This is a genomic window from Amycolatopsis samaneae (genome assembly GCF_039541975.1).
In the GTDB taxonomy this organism is placed as follows: domain Bacteria; phylum Actinomycetota; class Actinomycetes; order Mycobacteriales; family Pseudonocardiaceae; genus Amycolatopsis; species Amycolatopsis samaneae.
Map to the genome: position 1 here is coordinate 141,422 of NZ_BAABHG010000008.1, position 16,407 is coordinate 157,828.

The window sequence follows — 16,407 nt, forward strand, 5'->3', positions numbered from 1 at the left end:
TCCACTGTGGACTCTCTGGGGGCGCGAGTGCCACTGTGAAGTGTTTGCAACTCGGCGGCTCCTTCTGTTGCCGGGCAACGTCACGGTCCTGCACCGCTGGCCGGGAAAATGACATTCGCCTTTCGCGGATCTCGCTAGGCTGATCCGGTTCTGCGCGGTTCGGGGGCTTTGCGCGTTCCATCGGGTAACAGGGGTGATCCTGCGTGAACGATTTACCTGGCGATAGATCCATCGTGCGGAGAGCGGCGAGTTACCTCGTCACGCTCACCGCCGCGGCCGCACTGACCGGTGTGTTCGCCGCGCCCGCCGGAGCGGATCCGGCACCCGTTTCCACGGCACCTTCCTCGGCGCCGTCCACGGCTCCGTCGTCGAGTGCCGCTCCGGCGCCGGAACCCGGTCCGCCGAGTTCGCCGTCCGCCGTGAGCCCGAAGCCGGCGGCACCGGACGTCAAACCCGCGCAGCGCGCGCAGGTCGAGGTGTCGCTCGCCTTCGACAAGCCGTCCTACCGGACCGACGAGGACGTCCGGTTCACCATCAAGCTGAAGAACACCGGCGAGATCCGCGCCGCCGGTCTCTGGGTTTCCCAGAGCATCACCGAACCGACCGATCTGGTGGTCCCGTACGACCCGGGCTGGGGGCCGCTCAAGGGCAAGCCCGGTGTGTCGCTCGATCCGGGGGCGACCTACGAACTGGGGGTTTCCGGGAAGGTCCGGGACATCCAGAAGGACACCACGGTCGTCCGCGGCGTCGTGTTCGACGAAACCGGGTTCGGTGTCAGCCGCGAGTTCAAGTACAGCGTTCCGGTGACCAAGGAGGCTGGTCACGCGGCGGGAACCGTGTTCGGTGACCGGAACGGCAACGGCACGTTCGACACCGGTGAGCAGTTGGCCGGGGCCAAGCTCACCCTGCGGTACATCCACGGGAACGTCACGTACTCGGCCACGAGCGACGCCGCCGGGAAGTTCGCCTTCGACCTCCCCGCCGCGGACTACTACCTCGGTGGCGAGGTGGTCAACGGCTGGCTGATCCCGTTCGAGACCGTCCACATCGGACCGGACACGAAGGACCTCCTCGTTCGCGGGGCCCCGCCGCTGAACGGCGCGCTGCGCGCGTCGATGGCCTTCACCCAGCGCAGCTACAAAGCGGGCGACCTCGCGCACGTCACCGTGACGCTGTCCAACTCCGGTCCGATCCCGCTCACCGGCATCGTGGCCGCGTGCAACCGCGTCGGCGACGGGTACATGCTGAGTGGCCGGGGCGCCGGCTGGGGAGACCTCGCGTCGTCGCGCGGGGTGACGATCGCGCCGGGGCAGACCCGCACGTTCGATGTGTCCGAGACGGTGCCGGAAGCCGCAGTGAACCGGGGCTATGTGCAGGTGGCCTGTGACTTCGGCTATGCCGAGGTCGACATCTTCAACCACGCGAACGCCGACGACCGGGCCACGGTGCCCGGGGCCAAGGGCGCGGTCATCGGCGAGGTGTCCGTCCACGACGCCACCGGTCATCCGCAACAGGGCGTCGGCGGGGTCAAGGTCGTGCTGGTCGCCGAGCAGGACTGCCCGATCGTCGGTGAGCAGACGACCGACGCGAACGGGCACTTCGAATTCCACGGCCTGACGCCGGGGCTCGCGTACCGGTTGTTCTTCCTGACGCCGCAGGGCTGGCGGATCAAGGGCGAGAACCCGACCGCGGTCGACGTCCGCGGCCCGGAGGAGAACCCCGTGCGGCTGGGGATCCGGGCCGAGGCGGGCGACGCGCCCCAGCCGGCCGTGCCTGCCCAGCCCGCCACGTGCGGCCGGCCCGGCGGCACCACGCCGGTGGCCGGAAACCCGGGTGCCGGCAGCGGCCAGGGCGGCGGCGCGGGGCTGGCGAGCACCGGCGTCGACGCGGCCACGTTCGGCGCGTGCGGCCTGGCCGTCCTGGCGATCGGCGCGGGCCTGGTGCTCGCCGTGCGCCGACGTCACCGGTCGGCCGACTGAGTCGTAGCCCGACAGCGCCCTCGGTCCCTCGCGGACCGAGGGCGCTTTTTCGTGTGGCGGTTCCCCAGATGACCTTCGGTGACCCGGGGGCGGCCGGTGTGCGCGAGTGGATCAAAACGACCGACGGCCAGTCGCGAACGGTAGCCGCGACAGCCCCTCTGGCCACCTCGCCCACGTCGAAGCCGCCCACCCCCGAATGGCCCGCAGCTGGACAGCCCAGAACCAGCCACCTCCCCGCCGCCCCCTCCGCCCGAGCCCCGCCCCGCCCCGCCCCTCCCGCACCCACCTACACCCCCGCGCTGAGTGCGTTTAGCCCGCTAAACGCACTCAGCGGGGCCCCTCCGAGTGCGTTTAGCGGGCTAAACGCGGCGCTGAGCAATGCTAAGGAATGAGGGGAGCGAGGTTTGGGTGTCGGGGTGCGGGAAGGTGGAGTTCCCGGACTTTGGTAACGAAATCATCACGGATTTCCGGGTGTCGGCTGGCCTCGGCAGGGCCGTTGTGACCAGTTGTGATGCCGCCGGGAGGCCTACTTCTCATGCTCCGGGAAGCCGTCACCTGTTCGGGGTAAGCGGCAGGGAGTGTCCGCCGTTCGGCGGGGCGGAAAATCACCCGACAGGCTTAGTTCCCATTCTTTGATCACGCGATTGACACGATGACCGGTTCGGTCGACTATTTCGCGCATGTCCGCTCCTGTCGTCCTGGTTTGCCGCCGTCATGTGGACCTTCGGCACCAGGCCAGCGCGCTCTGTATGAATTCCTGACGGTTCCCCCGCGGACGACCCGCTGAATCCGCGCGCCCGGTTCCCGGTGCGCGCCGGTTCGTCTTGACTCGTTCACTTTTCGCCGCATCGCGCGCGTTCCCGGATTCCTCGACCCGGTGAGCGCGGCCGCGGTGCCGCCGGCTTCCCCTGCCGCAATCGGGCAGTTCGTCGTGCGCGAAACAGGGGAAGGAATGTGCCCTTTCGTGGCGCTTTTTCGACAAACAGGGAGTACGTATGCGATTCACCTCGCTCCGGGCCGGTTCGGCCCGAAGGCGAAAAGTGGTGACCGTCGCCATGGCGGCCGCACTGGCCGTCGCGGCGGTCACCTACACCGGCTCGACGACCAGTGCCTACGCCGACGTCCAGGTCGTCACCGACGCCAAGACGGCGGCCGACGGAAAGCAATACTGGGTGCAGAACCACCTGGTGGCCAAGGATCTCGCCACCCAGGCGCGTTCCGGTGGCACGCCGAAGAAGTGGCTGCTCGTCTGGGCCGGCGACGAGAACATCGCCGACACGCTGGTCAAGGACATCAAGAACCTGCCGGGCTCACTCGGCGGTGGTCTGAACAAGATCAAGAACGCGCTTCCCGGCCCGGACTTCCTGGCGGTGATCGACGCCACCCAGGGCTCGCCGACCTACGGCAAGGTGGTCAACACCGCGACCGTCGGGCCGCTCGTCGAGAACGAGCCGCACCACATGCAGTACGTGTGGCACAAGGGAGACACCATCTACGCCGGTGCGCTTTTCGCGGCCGCGACGTACGCGTTCGACGTCGGTGCCCTGCCGCAGCTGAAGCTCAAGGGCGTCAGCCTGCCGACGCAGACACTCGGCGGTTCGGTGCCGGACGCCTACTGGGTACTCAAGGACGGCACCGCCTACGGCACCTACATGGGCGGTCCGGTCGTTCCGGGCCCGCATTCCTACGCCGACGGGTCCACCCAGATCGGCAACGGCTTCGCCGGCAGCCCCGGTGAAGTGGTCCGCTTCGACCAGAACGCCAAGGTGCTCTCGGAGTCGCCCGCCGCGACACCGCAGGGCGACAACCAGAAGCTGTGCGACAACCTGCCGCAGCTGGGCAAACCGACCTGCGCCAACCCGCACGGCATCCAGGCCCGTGAGGACCTGAACACACTGGTCACCAGCGACTACGCCGAGCCGAGGAACATCATTCTCGACCCGGTCAAGCAGCCCTCGCCCTATCTGCGCCGCCCGACCGTGCGGACCTGGGACATCTCCGACCGCAACCACCCGAAGCTGAAGTCGGTGTCCTACCTGCAGGACGGTCCCCGTGCCGATCCGAAGGACCCGCTGCACGCGGAAAGCCGCGCGGTCATGGAGACCACGGTGACCAACCTGCCCGGCCACAAGGGCGCCTTCGCCCAGACCATGCAGGGCGGTGCGGTGTTCTACACACCGGACATCACCGCGAAGGAGCCGCACTGGATCGAGGTGTTCGACGACGGCACCGCGAACAAGTCGATCTACCCGAACAACGACTCCAACGGCGGCAGCTCCAACGGCGGCTGGATCCAGACCAGTCCGGACGACAAGTTCCTCTACCGCGCCATCCAGGGGCGGCAGAAGGGCGCGCTCGGGCCGGACGATCCGGGTACCACCGGCGGCGTCTACGTCCTCGACATCGAGAAGCTGGTCAACGCCGGTGACCGGATCGAGGACATCAAGGGCCGGATCGACACCAAGGAAAAGGCCCAGCAGGGCGGTGGCGGTGACCTGCCGACCGTCGCCGGTGCCGCGGCGATCAACCCCGGCACGCCGGGCGCGGGCCCGCACTGGGGCGCCTACGACAACTTCGTCCTCGGCACCGACGGCTTCTACCACGAAACCAGCCGTCCGCAGCACCTCGCGGTGTCGAACTACTTCGTCGCCCGGTCCGGTTTGGACGGTGACCACAAGGTCAACCTGCTGAACCTCGGCCAGGACGGGAAGATCGCGGTCGACCAGAACTTCCGGGACGAGTTCACCGGTCAGGTCGGCATCAACTTCAACCGCAAGTCCTGGCCGCACGGGGACTTCGGCAACGCCAAACCGCACTCCGAACTGTTCGTCGTCGCGGACGCGGACATCAAGTAGTCACGCCTGCCGTGGCGGGAAGGCATCCTTCCCGCCACGGCATGCCCACCCGGAAGGTCCCTATGGATCACCACGTCGCCCCGGCCACCGGTTCGTCCGGAGTGGACACCGCGGCGCTGCTGCTGAGGCTCGTCCTCCTGCTGAGCTCCGCCTTCCTCGCCGGTACCGGCGTCCTGCGGCCGCTCGTCGACCGGCTGCCCCGCCGGCTGCTCATCGTCGTCGGCGTGCTCGGCGCCGTCTCCGCCGTGTCCGCGGTGGTGTCGGCGTTCGTCGTCGACCTCACCGCGCTCGCGACGGCCGTCCACATCGTGCTCGCCGCGGCGATCCCGGTCCTCGTCCGCTGGCCGTCCTGGGGCCGGTGGGCGTCGATCGCGCTGATCGCCCTGGTGGTGCTGGAGACCTCGCTCGGCCGGTCCGGTGTCGACTTCGCCGTCGACACGGTGTACGTGGTCGGTGCCGCGTTGTGGTTCGGGGTCACCGTGCTGTCCACGGCGGTACCCGCGGATCGGTGGCGGAGCACGGCTTTCCGGCTCGGTCCGCTCGCGCTGACGATCGGCGCCCTGCTGGCGGTCGCCGGTGCCGTCCAGCTCGTCCAGTCCGGACTCGGGCTGGACCGGCGGCTGTACGAAACACTCTTCGGCGTTGCCTTGCTGGTGATCGTCGCGCTCCCGGTCGCGGTGTCCGTCTTCGCGGGAATCTTCCTGGGAGACAAGGATTGGGGGCGAATCTATCGGTTCGGAGCCGCTGGGATCGCCGTGGGCTTTCTCGCCTGGAGCGCGCTCGCGGCGATTCCCCGGCCGCCCGCGCTGCCGGTGCCCGGTGTTCCGCTGCTGGCCGACGCGGTCGCCGGCGGCGCGCGGATCCCGGTGCTGCTCAGCCCGCAGCGGCCGGGTCGCAACCTCGTGCACTTCCCGGCCAGTGCCGGCGACGACCTGTCCGCCGGGGTGCCGGGCGGTCTGATCACCAAGGCCGTGGCCCGGCCGGGTGCGGAGGGGAGCTGGGCCGAGGTCGAGCTTCCGCCGGGGCGCGGGGAGATCGTGATCGTCAAGGGTGGCAACGAAACCAGGGTCGACGTGGACGCGGGCGAGGACACTGGGCCGTCCATAGTGGACGCCGACGCGCCCGAATGCGCGAGCGCCGCGCTCGGTGGCGTCATCGCCGGTCGTCGTGACGTGCTCACCGCCTGTCCCGCCGACGCACTGTCTCCTGAGGACAGTGGCGCCCTGGTCAAGCTCGTGGAATTCCTGGCCGGGCGGAAGCCCTCGGCGGTCACGCTGATCGGGGACGAGTCACCACGCGGCGTCGCGGCGGCGAAACTTGTCCGCGACACCGCGGCGCGCACCGGACTCGCGGTACGTGACGACGGCGGGCCGGACACGGCGCTGCTCGTCGTTTCCGGCTGGGCCGGGGGATACACGGCGATGAGCCGGGCGGCCGAGTCCCAGCGGCTGAAACCGACACACCAGTACGGGCTGTACCTCGCGCCCTGGCTGTTGAACGGTCCGATCGTGAACGCGGTCGCGAGTTCCTCGCTGCCGTTGCGATTCGACCCGCGCGAACAACTCGCCGTCAGCTACGCGGTCGCGGTGGGGAACTCCTTCGGCGGGGAAAGCCCGACCCTGGGTGGTTTCCGTTCCTGGCTCGGTGACCAGTCGCGTTCGGCGAACGGCGACGTACAGATTTTCTCCGCCGCTCAGGTGAATGCCATGCCGATGTACCCGAACGAACCGCACGCTCCCGGAATGGTGATGAACCGTGACTACGCGGGGCAATGGGTTCCGGACGGAACCATTGTGCCGATCAGCGCGGTTCTACGCTGATTTCCGCTTCCTCGTGGAGGCGGGGAAAACGAGCACAGTCAAGGAGGTGAATTCATGAAGCGAATCGCAGCCAGGGTGCTGCTCCCGCTGGCCGCGGCGGCAGCGCTGACCGGCGTGGCGGGCGGGGTGGCCGATGCCGCCCCGGCCGACACCCCACACATCTGGGTGACGCCGGACCTCGACCTCGGCGGTCTGCTCAGGCCCACGGTGCCGGCGCCGACGCAGCTTCTCGCGCCGATCTTCGGGCTCATCACGCCGATTTCCTGACTTAACCCATCCGACGGTCACCCCAAGGAGGGAACCGATGAAGAAATCCCTGGCCCGTACGGCCGCGATCGCCGCACTCGCGTGCGTCGGCGTGCTCGGCGCCGCCGCGCCGGCGCTGGCCACCACGACGTCCGCCAAGGACACGCCAGGTGGCGTGACGGTCGTGGACGAGCCCGACACGAGCGGCCTGCACAACATCTGGACGTTCGCGCCGCTCGGCGTCCCGGTGCTGGGCCTGATCCAGTCGCTCAACGGCGTCCCGGGCAGGCTGCTGCCCTCCTGAGCGCCTGGCGGCTCTCGCTCCCCGGTGACGCGAGAGCCGCCTCGGCGCGAACCGTCGAGGAGATTCCGATGGTCGACAAGCAAGTGTTCCTGCGCCTCGGCGTCGCGGTGGTCGTCGTCGCGGCCGGGACGGCCGGGGTGATCCTGCTCGGCGGTGAGGACGAGCCGCCACCCGCGGCGGCGGTCGCCGTGGTCGGCGAACCGTCGTCGGCCATGGCGGCGCCGTCGAGCGTCCCGGCGCCGCCGCCGGTCACCCGGACGGTGACGCCGCGGCCGGTGCCGGAGGACTGGCGGATCACCTACGAGCTGGCGGGCAGCGGGACCGCGACGGTGGTCTACGACGAGAACGGGCTCGGGCTCGTGCACCAGGAGCTCGCCGTGCCGCTGCCGTGGCGCAAGGAGCTCACCTGGAAGCACACCGGCGCGCCGCCGACCGTCCAGCTGATGGGGCAGGCCGACGGTCCCGTCGAGTGCCGGATCGCCGTCCGCGGCGCGGTCGTGACCACGCAGAAGTCGGCGCCCGGCGAGGTCGCCACCTGCGCCGGCCGCCTCGGCTGACCGCCCCGCCGACCGCGTTTAGCCCGCTAACTGCACTTCAGGCCCCTGGTCGGCGTCCCCCACGGTGTCCAGGGGACCCGAGTGCGTTTAGCGGGCTAAACGCGCTCGGGGGTGGCGACGGCGAGAGGGGAGGAGCGGGGCGCCCGGTGCCGGACCGCGTTTAGCCCGCTAAATGCGCGTCGGGGCGCAGGTCGGGGGTGAGGGACTTGGCGAACCAGTGCTCGGCGTACTTGTCCGAGTTGAACGGGGCGACCTCGGCGTAACCGCAGCGGGCGTAGAGGGCGCGGGCCTCGACGAGGTCGTCGCGGGTGTCCAGCCGCATCAGCGTCGCGCCCATGCCGACGGCGAACTCCTCCGCGGCGCCGACGAGCCGGACGCCGCCGCCCTGCCCGCGGTTCGCCGGGCGGAGGTACACCCGCTTCAGCTCCGCGACCCCCGGCGCCACCAGCCGGACCCCGGCGCAGCCGGCGACGGCGTCGTCCAGCCGGGCCAGCAGCAGCGCCCCGGTGGGCGGCGCGAGGTCGTCGGTCGGGTCCTCGGCCAGCGCGGTGTCGACCTCCGAGGACGTCGCGGGCCGCCCCCAGTACCGGGACGCGATGTCGGTGATGTACTCCCGCACCAGCGCGACGGCGTCCGGGTGGTCGATGGCCGTCGCGGTGATGGTCCAGCGTTCGTTCACCCGGTCATCCTCACTCGCCCGTCCACCGGTTTTCAGCGTCGGTACCGCCAGGTGTAGCCCGGCAGCGTCCGCACGAAGTCGACGAGGAACCCGGCCAGCGAGGGCACGTCCTCCAGCGAAAGCGCCCGCGGCCCCGAAACCAGCGCGACGGAATTGAGCAGTCCGAACTGCGCGGGCGTCCGCGGATCGCCGAGGAGCCGCTCCAGCACGGGCGGCGTGAGCACACCCCGCGCGAAGTCCGGATGCTCGCAGTACACCGTGAACCGCGCGTCGAACGCCGGGTGCCCGGTCAGCACCGTCCCCGCCGCCCGGAACGCCGCGGGCCGCCCCTTGATCGACGTCAACATGCTCTTCAACGTCGTGTCGAAGCTCAGCGCGGGCACCGGGGGAGTCCACACCTGCACCATGTACCCGATCCCAGCGGCCTCCTCGGCGGTCCGGTACTCGAACGCCAGCACCGCGTGCTCACCCAGCCGCAGCTCGACGGCGTACTCGTACGGCGCGGCCTGGGGCGTCAGATGCGCGAACGTCGTCCGCTGCCGCGCGTTGGGGAAGTGGCCGAACGCCGGCGCGCGGCCGTCACCCGCGACGTACAGCACGGCGCCGTGCTTCGCGGCCCACTCCGCCGGTGTGCCCGCCCGCCGCCGCGCCATGGACGGATCGTAGGCCTCAGCGGGCGATGCCGTGGGCCACGGCGAGGAGCCGGTCGGCGACCTGGGTGACCGACGCGACCGACATCGGCCCGGTGATCCGGCTCGACGCGATCCCGTCGCCGAGGTCGATCCCCGGCGACAACGGCGGCACCGCGCCCGCGTACCAGTGCAGGAACGCCGGGGTGAGCACCGCGTTCGCGAAGCCGGGGTCCGCGGTGTGGACGGTGATCAGCGGGCGCAGCGCGGGATCGGGCACGGACCATTCCGCCAGCTCACCGCTCACCGAGGCGAGATACGTGCGGATCATCATCCGGTGCGTCGGCGAATCGGGCCGGTCCACGGGCCCGGTCTTGTACAGGCACAGCCGGGGTGTCATCGGCGCCGCGACCCGCACCCGGTGCCACACCGTGGTGTCACCGCCCACGGTGTCCATGCCCTGGAACGCCACCACCGGCACGCCGTGGCGGCCGAACTCGAGCGCGAACGTGTACCGCTCGTCCGGCCGGACACCGAAACCGGGCCGGGTACCGCTGCCGGAGTCGTGCCACCGGCCGCCCTGTGCCGCCACGAACGCGCGGAGGTCGTCCCGGCCCCGTTTGCGGCTCGCGAGCGCCACGGCCAGTCCGATCAGGACGATCACGACGACGCCGACGATCAGCACGAGTGCGATCACGGTCCGGCTCCCCTCAGGTGGACCGCTGCCACAACCGGGCGGGCAGCTGGTCGGTGAGGCCGAGGAGGAAGTCCGCCTCGGCGATCAGCGTCGGCCTGCTCAGGTGACCGGCGCCCCAGGTACGCACCGAGCCCCCTTCGACCGCGAACGGCCGGTCACCGAGGCCGCGAAGCAACCACGCGCGCAGGTCCGCGTCGAGGACGTCGTCCGCCACCGCCGTGTCGCTCGTGTACACGACGTACACCGCGTCGAAGGCCTTGTCCATGGTCTTGAACCGCGTCGACCGGTCGCGGATCTCCGCCGGGACCGCCTGCGCCTTCCCGACGCACAGGAGCGGTGACGGCGGCACCGAGACCTGGACGTAGTGCTGGTCGCGCCTTTCGATGTGATCCGAAAACGCGCGGTAGAGCTCGCTGCCGTCGGCGCCGAGCACCGCGTGGTCACGGTGCCGGAACTCGACCCACGGATGCCCGCCCGACTCGCCGAGCGGCCGTCCGGTCGGGTGCCGCACCCCGAAGGAGGGCACCGCGGAGACGCCACTCTGTCCACTGTGGAACGTCCCGTCGCGTTCGGCGGCGAAGGCACGGAACCAGTGCTCCGCGGCGGCCACGCGGGCGCCACGGCCGCGGCCCAGCATGACCACGCCGATCACCACCAGCACCGCGACGATCGCCGCCCCGGCCAGGACGTTGTCGAGCACGGGGCTGCCGGTGACACCGGCGAGATGGGCCGTCATGGTCAGAAGTCCAGGTCCTTCCGGGTCTCCTCGTCCGACTGCTCGGTACCGGTCTCACCGTAGTCACTGGCCTTCTTGGCGTTCTTCACGTGACCGTTCAGCTTGCCGAGGTGGTCGTTGACCGTCTTCGCCGGATTCTCCCCGGGATTCGCCGGGTTGTAGCCCAGCACGCCCTTGACCGCCGCCTCGCCGCCCTTCTTCAGCGTTTCCTTGGCGCCGTTCTTCAGCAGCGTCGGGGTGTACCGGATCGCGCCGTCCTCGTTCAGCACGGGGTTGTCCCATGCCTTCTCGAAACGCTTGCCGAGCATGCCCTTCTCACCGAAGAGCTTCTCCACGGCGCCCTGGCCCTTGGTCAGCTCCTTGGCCTCCTTGAGCCCCTTCGCGGTCTTGCCCTCCATCAGCGCCTTGCCGAACCGGGTGTCCTTCAGCTTCGCCATGAGCTTCTTGAGCCACTCCAGGACGTCCTGGAGGATCTTGCGCAGCTTGTTCACCTTCTGCGTCGTCTTCGCCGACGTGGTGGCCAGCTTGACCTCCGACGCGGTGCCCGCGGCCGCCGTCGACGCGCCCGCGGTCGGGACAGCGGCGGCCAGCGCCGGGATCCAGATCATGATCAGCCAGGTGATCAGCTCGGTGAGGATGGCCTTGACGAGCTCCTCGACGAACGTCATCAGCATGCTGCTCAGCTGCAACATCTGCGCCAGGTCGCCGGACTTGGCGGCCACCCCGTCCACGCCGTGCGCGAACTCCCCGAGCGAGGTCTTCGCCGCCGTCGCGGCGTCGCCCTGCCACTGTTCGAGCGTGGACGTGGCCACCTCGGCGAAGTTCTTCGCGAGGTCCTGGAGCCCCTTCGCGATCGCGCCGAAGTTCTCCGCGGCGATCCCCAGCGCCGGGCCGTCGCCGCTGACGAAGTGGATCGCGTCCTGGATCGGCTGCACCGCGCTGATCAGGAAGTTGAGCCCCTGCCCGATCAGCCAGCCCAGCGGGTCGGTCGCGATGTCCACGATGGCCTGCGAGCTCGACTGGATGAACCCGGTCGTGTCGGTCGCGATCGTGGTCAGCCCGAGCGTGATGTCCGCGCCGTCCGGGTGCGGGGCGCCGAAGGCCTTGAACACCGCCCCGGCGTCCTTGCCGACCGTGACGGCCTGCCCGACGAACGGGGTCGCCTTGACCGCGTTGTCGACGTTGATCCCGGCGACCGTTTTCGGGTCGTCGGACTTGATCGAGATCTTGCCCGCGACGTCCTCGACCTCCGCCATGACGTCTCCCCTCAGTGCTTCTCTTCGCGCGGGCCGTCCAGCAGCGTCTCGATCTGCCCGAACACCGCCTTGTGGTCGTCTTCGGTGCCCTGGTAGACGTTCGCCGCGTCGGTGAACTTCTCCTGCGCGGAGGCGAGGCCCTCGCTCATCGAGCGCAGCAGGTCCCGCAGCTCGTGCAGGGTCTCGGTGTAGCCGTGCTTGGTGAACAGTCCGACAACTCCCCACGACTTGTCGCCGACGTCCGCGTTGCCGACCAGGTCCGTGATCTTCCCGGTCTGGTCCTTGTAGTTCCCCAGCGAACCGACGTACTTGTGCAGCGCGTCGACCCGCACCTGGTACCCCGCGCCGGGGGTGGTGCCCTCGGGCATCAGTGGTCCTCCTCGTCGAACAGCTTGCGCAGGAAGGTGTCGCCTGCCGAACCGGGCTGTGCCGGGGGCGGGGCGGCGGGCGGCGGCTCCTCCGCGCGCCGCACGAACGACTGCTCGGAGAAGTCCTCCGCGGGGGCGGGCGCCGCCGGGTTCTCCTCCGCCATCCGGGACCGCAGCTCCTCGACGCTGGTGCCGAACAGCTCGGCCTGCGCCTCGAGCACCTGGTCGGTGAGCCCGAGATCGTCGCCCATGTGCTCCTCGACGATGCCGACCTGACGCCGGGCCGCCTCGCCGACGGCCTGGCGCAGCGTCGACATCAGCGCGGCCGACAGCGCCTGCGGGGACTGCCGGAGCGCGTCCTCGGTGAACCGGACGTCCAGTACCGCGCCGCCGGGGCCGGCCACCACGGTCACCCCCCGGTCGGGGGAAGTCGCGGTCGCTTCCAGCGTGCTCAGTTCGGCCCGCATCCCGTCGAGACCGGCCGCCCGGTCGTCCACGTTCCGCAGCCTCGACTGGAACCGTTCGAACTCCGCGACCAGCTGGTCGAACTCCGCCGACATGAAATATTCCTCCGGTGCTGGACCTCGTGACGTATGTCATGGTGACCCGTTCGCCCGCTTGGACGCGCCGAATACGGGAATGGATCCCCCTGCGTCACCCGTTCGGGGAATGGGTAGGTTGCCCGGCGGTAAGGGGAATCGCGAGCAGGAGGACAGCGTTATGAACACCACGGGGTGGACGACGGAGGCGGAGCCCGTCGAGGAGCGCCGGGGGCGGCACGCGGCGCCGGACGGCGCGGGCGTGCACCCGCTGGTCGACCTTTCCCGGGACCCGCGCCCGGGCAAGCCCGACCACGCGAAGCCCGACGAGGACTGAGGCGCGGCACGCGGTGTGGAAACACGGTGTGGAAACACCGCCCCACCGCGGTGCGCAGTGGGTAGGATGACCGATCCTGCCCGTTCAGACCCCCCGCCTCGGTCACCCGGGAGGCGGCCGGGTATCTTTGGAGACCGTGCCCGGCAGGCGTCGGGCCGCTCCGCGTGCCGTTCGGCATGATCGGTGCGCTCGTCGCATCCGGTCACCGGCTCCGCACCGCGGGGGCCGACGGAAATCCCTCCGGGAAGTTACCGGTCGACAGACCGTGACGCGGGCCGACACGCCCGACCGCGGGGGCCGGTGAAGACACGAAGTAAGCAAGATCGCGACAGAAAGCTGGTCCATTGCCCACGATCCAGCAGCTGGTCCGCAAGGGCCGCCAGGACAAGGCTGCCAAGCAGAAGACCGCGGCCCTCAAGGGGAGCCCGCAGCGGCGTGGCGTGTGCACTCGCGTGTACACCACGACCCCCAAGAAGCCGAACTCGGCGCTGCGCAAGGTCGCGCGTGTGAAGCTGACCAGCGGCATCGAGGTCACCGCCTACATCCCCGGTGAGGGCCACAACCTGCAGGAGCACTCGATGGTGCTCGTGCGCGGTGGTCGTGTGAAGGACCTCCCCGGCGTTCGGTACAAGATCATCCGCGGTTCGCTCGACACCCAGGGTGTGAAGAACCGTAAGCAGGCGCGCAGCCGGTACGGCGCGAAGAAGGAGAAGAGCTAATGCCTCGCAAGGGTCCGGCGCCGAAGCGGCCGCTGATCTCCGACCCCGTCTACGCCTCCCCGCTGGTCACCCAGCTGGTGAACAAGGTGCTGAAGGACGGCAAGCGGTCCCTGGCCGAGCGCATCGTCTACGGCGCGCTCGAGGGCGCGCGCGAGAAGACCGGCACCGACCCGGTCGTCACGCTGAAGCGCGCGCTCGACAACGTGAAGCCCACCATCGAGGTGAAGAGCCGCCGCGTCGGTGGCGCCACCTACCAGGTGCCGATCGAGGTCAAGCCCGGCCGCTCCACCACCCTCGCGCTGCGCTGGCTGGTGTCGTTCTCGCAGGCTCGCCGCGAGAAGACCATGATCGAGCGCCTGCAGAACGAGCTCCTCGACGCTTCCAACGGCCTCGGTGCCAGCGTGAAGCGCCGTGAGGACACCCACAAGATGGCCGAGTCCAACCGGGCCTTCGCGCACTACCGCTGGTGATGACCGCCCGGCAATCGATGGAAGCCTTGCCGGGCCCCACGCTTGAGACAGGGGAACATTCTCGTGGCACGTGAAGTGCTGACCGACCTGAACAAGGTCCGCAACATCGGCATCATGGCCCACATCGACGCCGGTAAGACGACCACCACCGAGCGGATCCTGTTCTACACCGGGATCAACTACAAGATCGGCGAGGTCCACGACGGCGCCGCCACCATGGACTGGATGGAGGAGGAGCAGAAGCGGGGTATCACCATCACCTCGGCTGCGACCACCACCTACTGGGCCGACCACCAGATCAACCTGATCGACACCCCCGGGCACGTCGACTTCACCGTCGAGGTGGAGCGCAACCTGCGGGTGCTCGACGGCGCGGTCGCCGTCTTCGACGGCAAGGAAGGTGTCGAGCCGCAGTCCGAGCAGGTCTGGCGCCAGGCGGACAAGTACGACGTTCCCCGCATCTGCTTCGTCAACAAGATGGACAAGCTGGGTGCGGACTTCTACTACACCCTGAAGACCATCGAGGAGCGTCTCGGCGTCAAGCCGCTGGCCATCCAGCTGCCGATCGGCGCGGAGAACGACTTCGAAGGCGTCATCGACCTGGTCCGCATGAAGGCCCTGGTCTGGCGCGGCGAGGTCCAGAAGGGTGAGGACTACGCGGTCGAGGACATCCCGGCCGAGCTCGCCGACCGGTCCGCCGAGTACCGCGAGAAGCTCATCGAGGCCGTCGCCGAGACCGACGACGCGCTGATGGAGAAGTTCCTCGAGGGCGAGGAGCTTTCCGAGGACGAGATCAAGTCCGGCATCCGCAAGCTGGTGATCACCCGCGAGGCGTTCCCGGTGCTGGCCGGTTCCGCGTTCAAGAACAAGGGCGTGCAGCCCATGCTCGACGCGGTCATCGACTACCTCCCGTCGCCGCTGGACGTCCCGGCCGTCGAGGGCCTGCTGCCCGACGGCGAGACCGTGGCCACCCGTTCGGCGTCGGTGGACGAGCCGTTCGCGGCGCTGGCGTTCAAGATCGCCGCGCACCCGTTCTTCGGGAAGCTGACCTACATCCGGGTCTACTCGGGCAAGGTCGCCTCCGGCGCCCAGGTCGTCAACGCGACCAAGGAGCGCAAGGAGCGCATCGGGAAGATCTTCCAGATGCACTCCAACAAGGAGAACCCGGTCGACGACGCCCAGGTCGGTCACATCTACGCGGTCATCGGCCTGAAGGACACCACCACCGGTGACACCCTGGCCGACCCGCAGAACCCGATCGTGCTCGAGTCGATGACGTTCCCCGAGCCGGTCATCCGGGTCGCGATCGAGCCGAAGACCAAGGCCGACCAGGAGAAGCTCTCCCTGGCGATCCAGAAGCTGGCCGAAGAGGACCCCACATTCCAGGTCAAGCTGGACGAGGAGACCGGTCAGACGATCATCGCCGGTATGGGTGAGCTGCACCTCGAGGTGCTGGTCAACCGGATGAAGTCCGACTACAAGGTCGAGGCGAACATCGGTAAGCCGCAGGTGGCCTACCGCGAGACGATCAAGCGGACCGTGGACAAGCTCGACTACGTCCACAAGAAGCAGACCGGTGGTTCCGGCCAGTTCGCGAAGGTCATCGTGAAGCTGGAGCCGCTTGAGCGCACCGACGGCGCGCTCTACGAGTTCGACAACAAGGTCACCGGTGGCCGGGTGCCGCGGGAGTACATCCCGTCGGTGGACGCCGGTGCGCAGGACGCCATGCAGTACGGCGTGCTTGCCGGATACCCGCTCGTCGGGTTGAAGTTCACCTTGTTGGACGGTGCGTACCACGAGGTCGACTCTTCGGAGATGGCGTTCAAGATCGCCGGTTCCATGGCGATGAAGGAAGCCGCGAAGAAGGCCGGCCCGGTGATTCTGGAGCCGATGATGGCGGTCGAGGTGACCACGCCCGAGGACTACATGGGTGACGTCATCGGTGACCTCAACTCCCGCCGTGGTCAGATCCAGGCCATGGAGGAGCGGTCGGGTACCCGTGTCGTGAAGGCACTGGTTCCGCTGTCGGAGATGTTCGGCTACGTCGGTGACCTGCGGTCCCGTACCCAGGGCCGGGCGAACTACTCCATGGTGTTCGACTCCTACGCCGAGGTTCCCGCGAACGTCGCGAAGGAAATCATCGCGAAGGCGACGGGGGAGTAATTCCCCAGCGCTCGCGGGCATAAGGAACACTCCTGAACGTCCGCAGCACCGAC

General features: G+C 69.2%; 17 protein-coding genes. 10 read left to right on the top strand and 7 right to left on the bottom strand.

The genetic code is table 11. From position 1 onward, the window contains the following. Positions 1-233 precede the first annotated feature (233 nt). From ABD987_RS21935 to ABD987_RS21960, 6 genes are all read left to right on the top strand, one after another. Positions 234-1,979, top strand: coding sequence for an SdrD B-like domain-containing protein (locus ABD987_RS21935; RefSeq protein ID WP_345396588.1), 1,746 nt, complete (start codon positions 234-236; stop codon positions 1,977-1,979). A gap of 1,055 nt (positions 1,980-3,034) precedes the next feature. Beyond that, positions 3,035-4,834, top strand: a complete 1,800-nt coding sequence (locus ABD987_RS21940) for a hypothetical protein (protein WP_345397498.1) — start codon at positions 3,035-3,037, stop codon at positions 4,832-4,834. Positions 4,835-4,896: 62 nt separating this feature from the next. After that, complete coding sequence (locus ABD987_RS21945; RefSeq protein ID WP_345396591.1) at positions 4,897-6,654, top strand: hypothetical protein; 1,758 nt, start codon at positions 4,897-4,899, stop codon at positions 6,652-6,654. Between the two features lie 54 nt (positions 6,655-6,708). After that, positions 6,709-6,921, top strand: coding sequence for a hypothetical protein (locus ABD987_RS21950; RefSeq protein ID WP_345396595.1), 213 nt, complete (start codon positions 6,709-6,711; stop codon positions 6,919-6,921). A 37-nt stretch (positions 6,922-6,958) separates the two neighbouring features. Then, a complete protein-coding gene (locus ABD987_RS21955; RefSeq protein WP_345396597.1) occupies positions 6,959-7,204 on the top strand; it encodes a hypothetical protein in 246 nt (81 codons plus the stop codon). A 68-nt stretch (positions 7,205-7,272) separates the two neighbouring features. Then, entirely contained in the window at positions 7,273-7,761 is a 489-nt protein-coding gene (locus tag ABD987_RS21960; RefSeq protein ID WP_345396600.1) for a hypothetical protein, read from the top strand. Positions 7,762-7,921: 160 nt separating this feature from the next. Here the strand turns inward: ABD987_RS21960 and ABD987_RS21965 are convergent, their stop codons facing one another. Genes ABD987_RS21965 through ABD987_RS21995 form a run of 7 tightly spaced genes read right to left on the bottom strand, consistent with a single transcriptional unit; the run spans position 7,922 to position 12,686 of the window. Next, entirely contained in the window at positions 7,922-8,440 is a 519-nt protein-coding gene (locus ABD987_RS21965; RefSeq protein ID WP_345396602.1) for a GNAT family N-acetyltransferase, read from the bottom strand. 32 nt (positions 8,441-8,472) lie between these two features. After that, positions 8,473-9,093: a hypothetical protein gene (locus ABD987_RS21970; protein WP_345396604.1), complete on the bottom strand. Its 621-nt coding sequence runs from the start codon at positions 9,091-9,093 to the stop codon at positions 8,473-8,475. A 16-nt stretch (positions 9,094-9,109) separates the two neighbouring features. Continuing rightward, positions 9,110-9,766 carry a hypothetical protein gene (locus ABD987_RS21975; protein WP_345396607.1) on the bottom strand — a complete coding sequence of 219 codons (657 nt, stop codon included), beginning with the start codon at positions 9,764-9,766 and terminating at the stop codon, positions 9,110-9,112. A 13-nt stretch (positions 9,767-9,779) separates the two neighbouring features. Beyond that, positions 9,780-10,502 carry a hypothetical protein gene (locus tag ABD987_RS21980; protein WP_345396610.1) on the bottom strand — a complete coding sequence of 241 codons (723 nt, stop codon included), beginning with the start codon at positions 10,500-10,502 and terminating at the stop codon, positions 9,780-9,782. A gap of 2 nt (positions 10,503-10,504) precedes the next feature. Further along, positions 10,505-11,758, bottom strand: coding sequence for a WXG100 family type VII secretion target (locus ABD987_RS21985; RefSeq protein WP_345396613.1), 1,254 nt, complete (start codon positions 11,756-11,758; stop codon positions 10,505-10,507). A gap of 11 nt (positions 11,759-11,769) precedes the next feature. Continuing rightward, the gene (locus ABD987_RS21990; protein ID WP_345396616.1) at positions 11,770-12,126 is read right to left on the bottom strand and encodes an ESX-1 secretion-associated protein; all 357 of its coding nucleotides are present in this window, start codon (positions 12,124-12,126) and stop codon (positions 11,770-11,772) included. Beyond that, positions 12,126-12,686 (bottom strand): YbaB/EbfC family nucleoid-associated protein, encoded by a 561-nt coding sequence (locus ABD987_RS21995; RefSeq protein ID WP_345396619.1) that lies wholly within the window; start codon positions 12,684-12,686, stop codon positions 12,126-12,128. The genes ABD987_RS21990 and ABD987_RS21995 overlap by 1 nt, the downstream gene beginning before the upstream one ends. Before the next feature lie 160 nt (positions 12,687-12,846). Between ABD987_RS21995 and ABD987_RS22000 the strand changes: the two genes are divergently transcribed. The 4 genes from ABD987_RS22000 (at position 12,847) to fusA (ending at position 16,354) form a co-directional block, all read left to right on the top strand. Beyond that, entirely contained in the window at positions 12,847-13,002 is a 156-nt protein-coding gene (locus tag ABD987_RS22000; RefSeq protein WP_345396622.1) for a hypothetical protein, read from the top strand. 344 nt (positions 13,003-13,346) lie between these two features. Next, positions 13,347-13,721 (top strand): 30S ribosomal protein S12, encoded by a 375-nt coding sequence (gene rpsL / locus ABD987_RS22005; protein WP_003102113.1) that lies wholly within the window; start codon positions 13,347-13,349, stop codon positions 13,719-13,721. Next, complete coding sequence (gene rpsG, locus ABD987_RS22010) at positions 13,721-14,191, top strand: 30S ribosomal protein S7 (protein WP_003102106.1); 471 nt, start codon at positions 13,721-13,723, stop codon at positions 14,189-14,191. The genes rpsL and rpsG overlap by 1 nt, the downstream gene beginning before the upstream one ends. A gap of 63 nt (positions 14,192-14,254) precedes the next feature. Further along, positions 14,255-16,354, top strand: coding sequence for an elongation factor G (gene fusA / locus ABD987_RS22015; RefSeq protein ID WP_345396627.1), 2,100 nt, complete (start codon positions 14,255-14,257; stop codon positions 16,352-16,354). Positions 16,355-16,407 lie beyond the last annotated feature (53 nt).

Bases quoted from the DNA above. Each gene is read 5' to 3' on its own strand.
- ABD987_RS21940 (WP_345397498.1), top strand. From the start codon at position 3,035: ATGGCGGCCGCACTGGCCGTCGCGGCGGTCACCTACACCGGCTCGACG.
- ABD987_RS21945 (WP_345396591.1), top strand. From the start codon at position 4,897: ATGGATCACCACGTCGCCCCGGCCACCGGTTCGTCCGGAGTGGACACC.
- ABD987_RS21950 (WP_345396595.1), top strand. From the start codon at position 6,709: ATGAAGCGAATCGCAGCCAGGGTGCTGCTCCCGCTGGCCGCGGCGGCA.
- ABD987_RS21955 (WP_345396597.1), top strand. From the start codon at position 6,959: ATGAAGAAATCCCTGGCCCGTACGGCCGCGATCGCCGCACTCGCGTGC.
- ABD987_RS21960 (WP_345396600.1), top strand. From the start codon at position 7,273: ATGGTCGACAAGCAAGTGTTCCTGCGCCTCGGCGTCGCGGTGGTCGTC.
- ABD987_RS21970 (WP_345396604.1), bottom strand. From the start codon at position 9,093: ATGGCGCGGCGGCGGGCGGGCACACCGGCGGAGTGGGCCGCGAAGCAC.
- ABD987_RS21980 (WP_345396610.1), bottom strand. From the start codon at position 10,502: ATGACGGCCCATCTCGCCGGTGTCACCGGCAGCCCCGTGCTCGACAAC.
- ABD987_RS21985 (WP_345396613.1), bottom strand. From the start codon at position 11,758: ATGGCGGAGGTCGAGGACGTCGCGGGCAAGATCTCGATCAAGTCCGAC.
- ABD987_RS21990 (WP_345396616.1), bottom strand. From the start codon at position 12,126: ATGCCCGAGGGCACCACCCCCGGCGCGGGGTACCAGGTGCGGGTCGAC.
- ABD987_RS21995 (WP_345396619.1), bottom strand. From the start codon at position 12,686: ATGTCGGCGGAGTTCGACCAGCTGGTCGCGGAGTTCGAACGGTTCCAG.
- ABD987_RS22000 (WP_345396622.1), top strand. From the start codon at position 12,847: ATGAACACCACGGGGTGGACGACGGAGGCGGAGCCCGTCGAGGAGCGC.
- rpsG (WP_003102106.1), top strand. From the start codon at position 13,721: ATGCCTCGCAAGGGTCCGGCGCCGAAGCGGCCGCTGATCTCCGACCCC.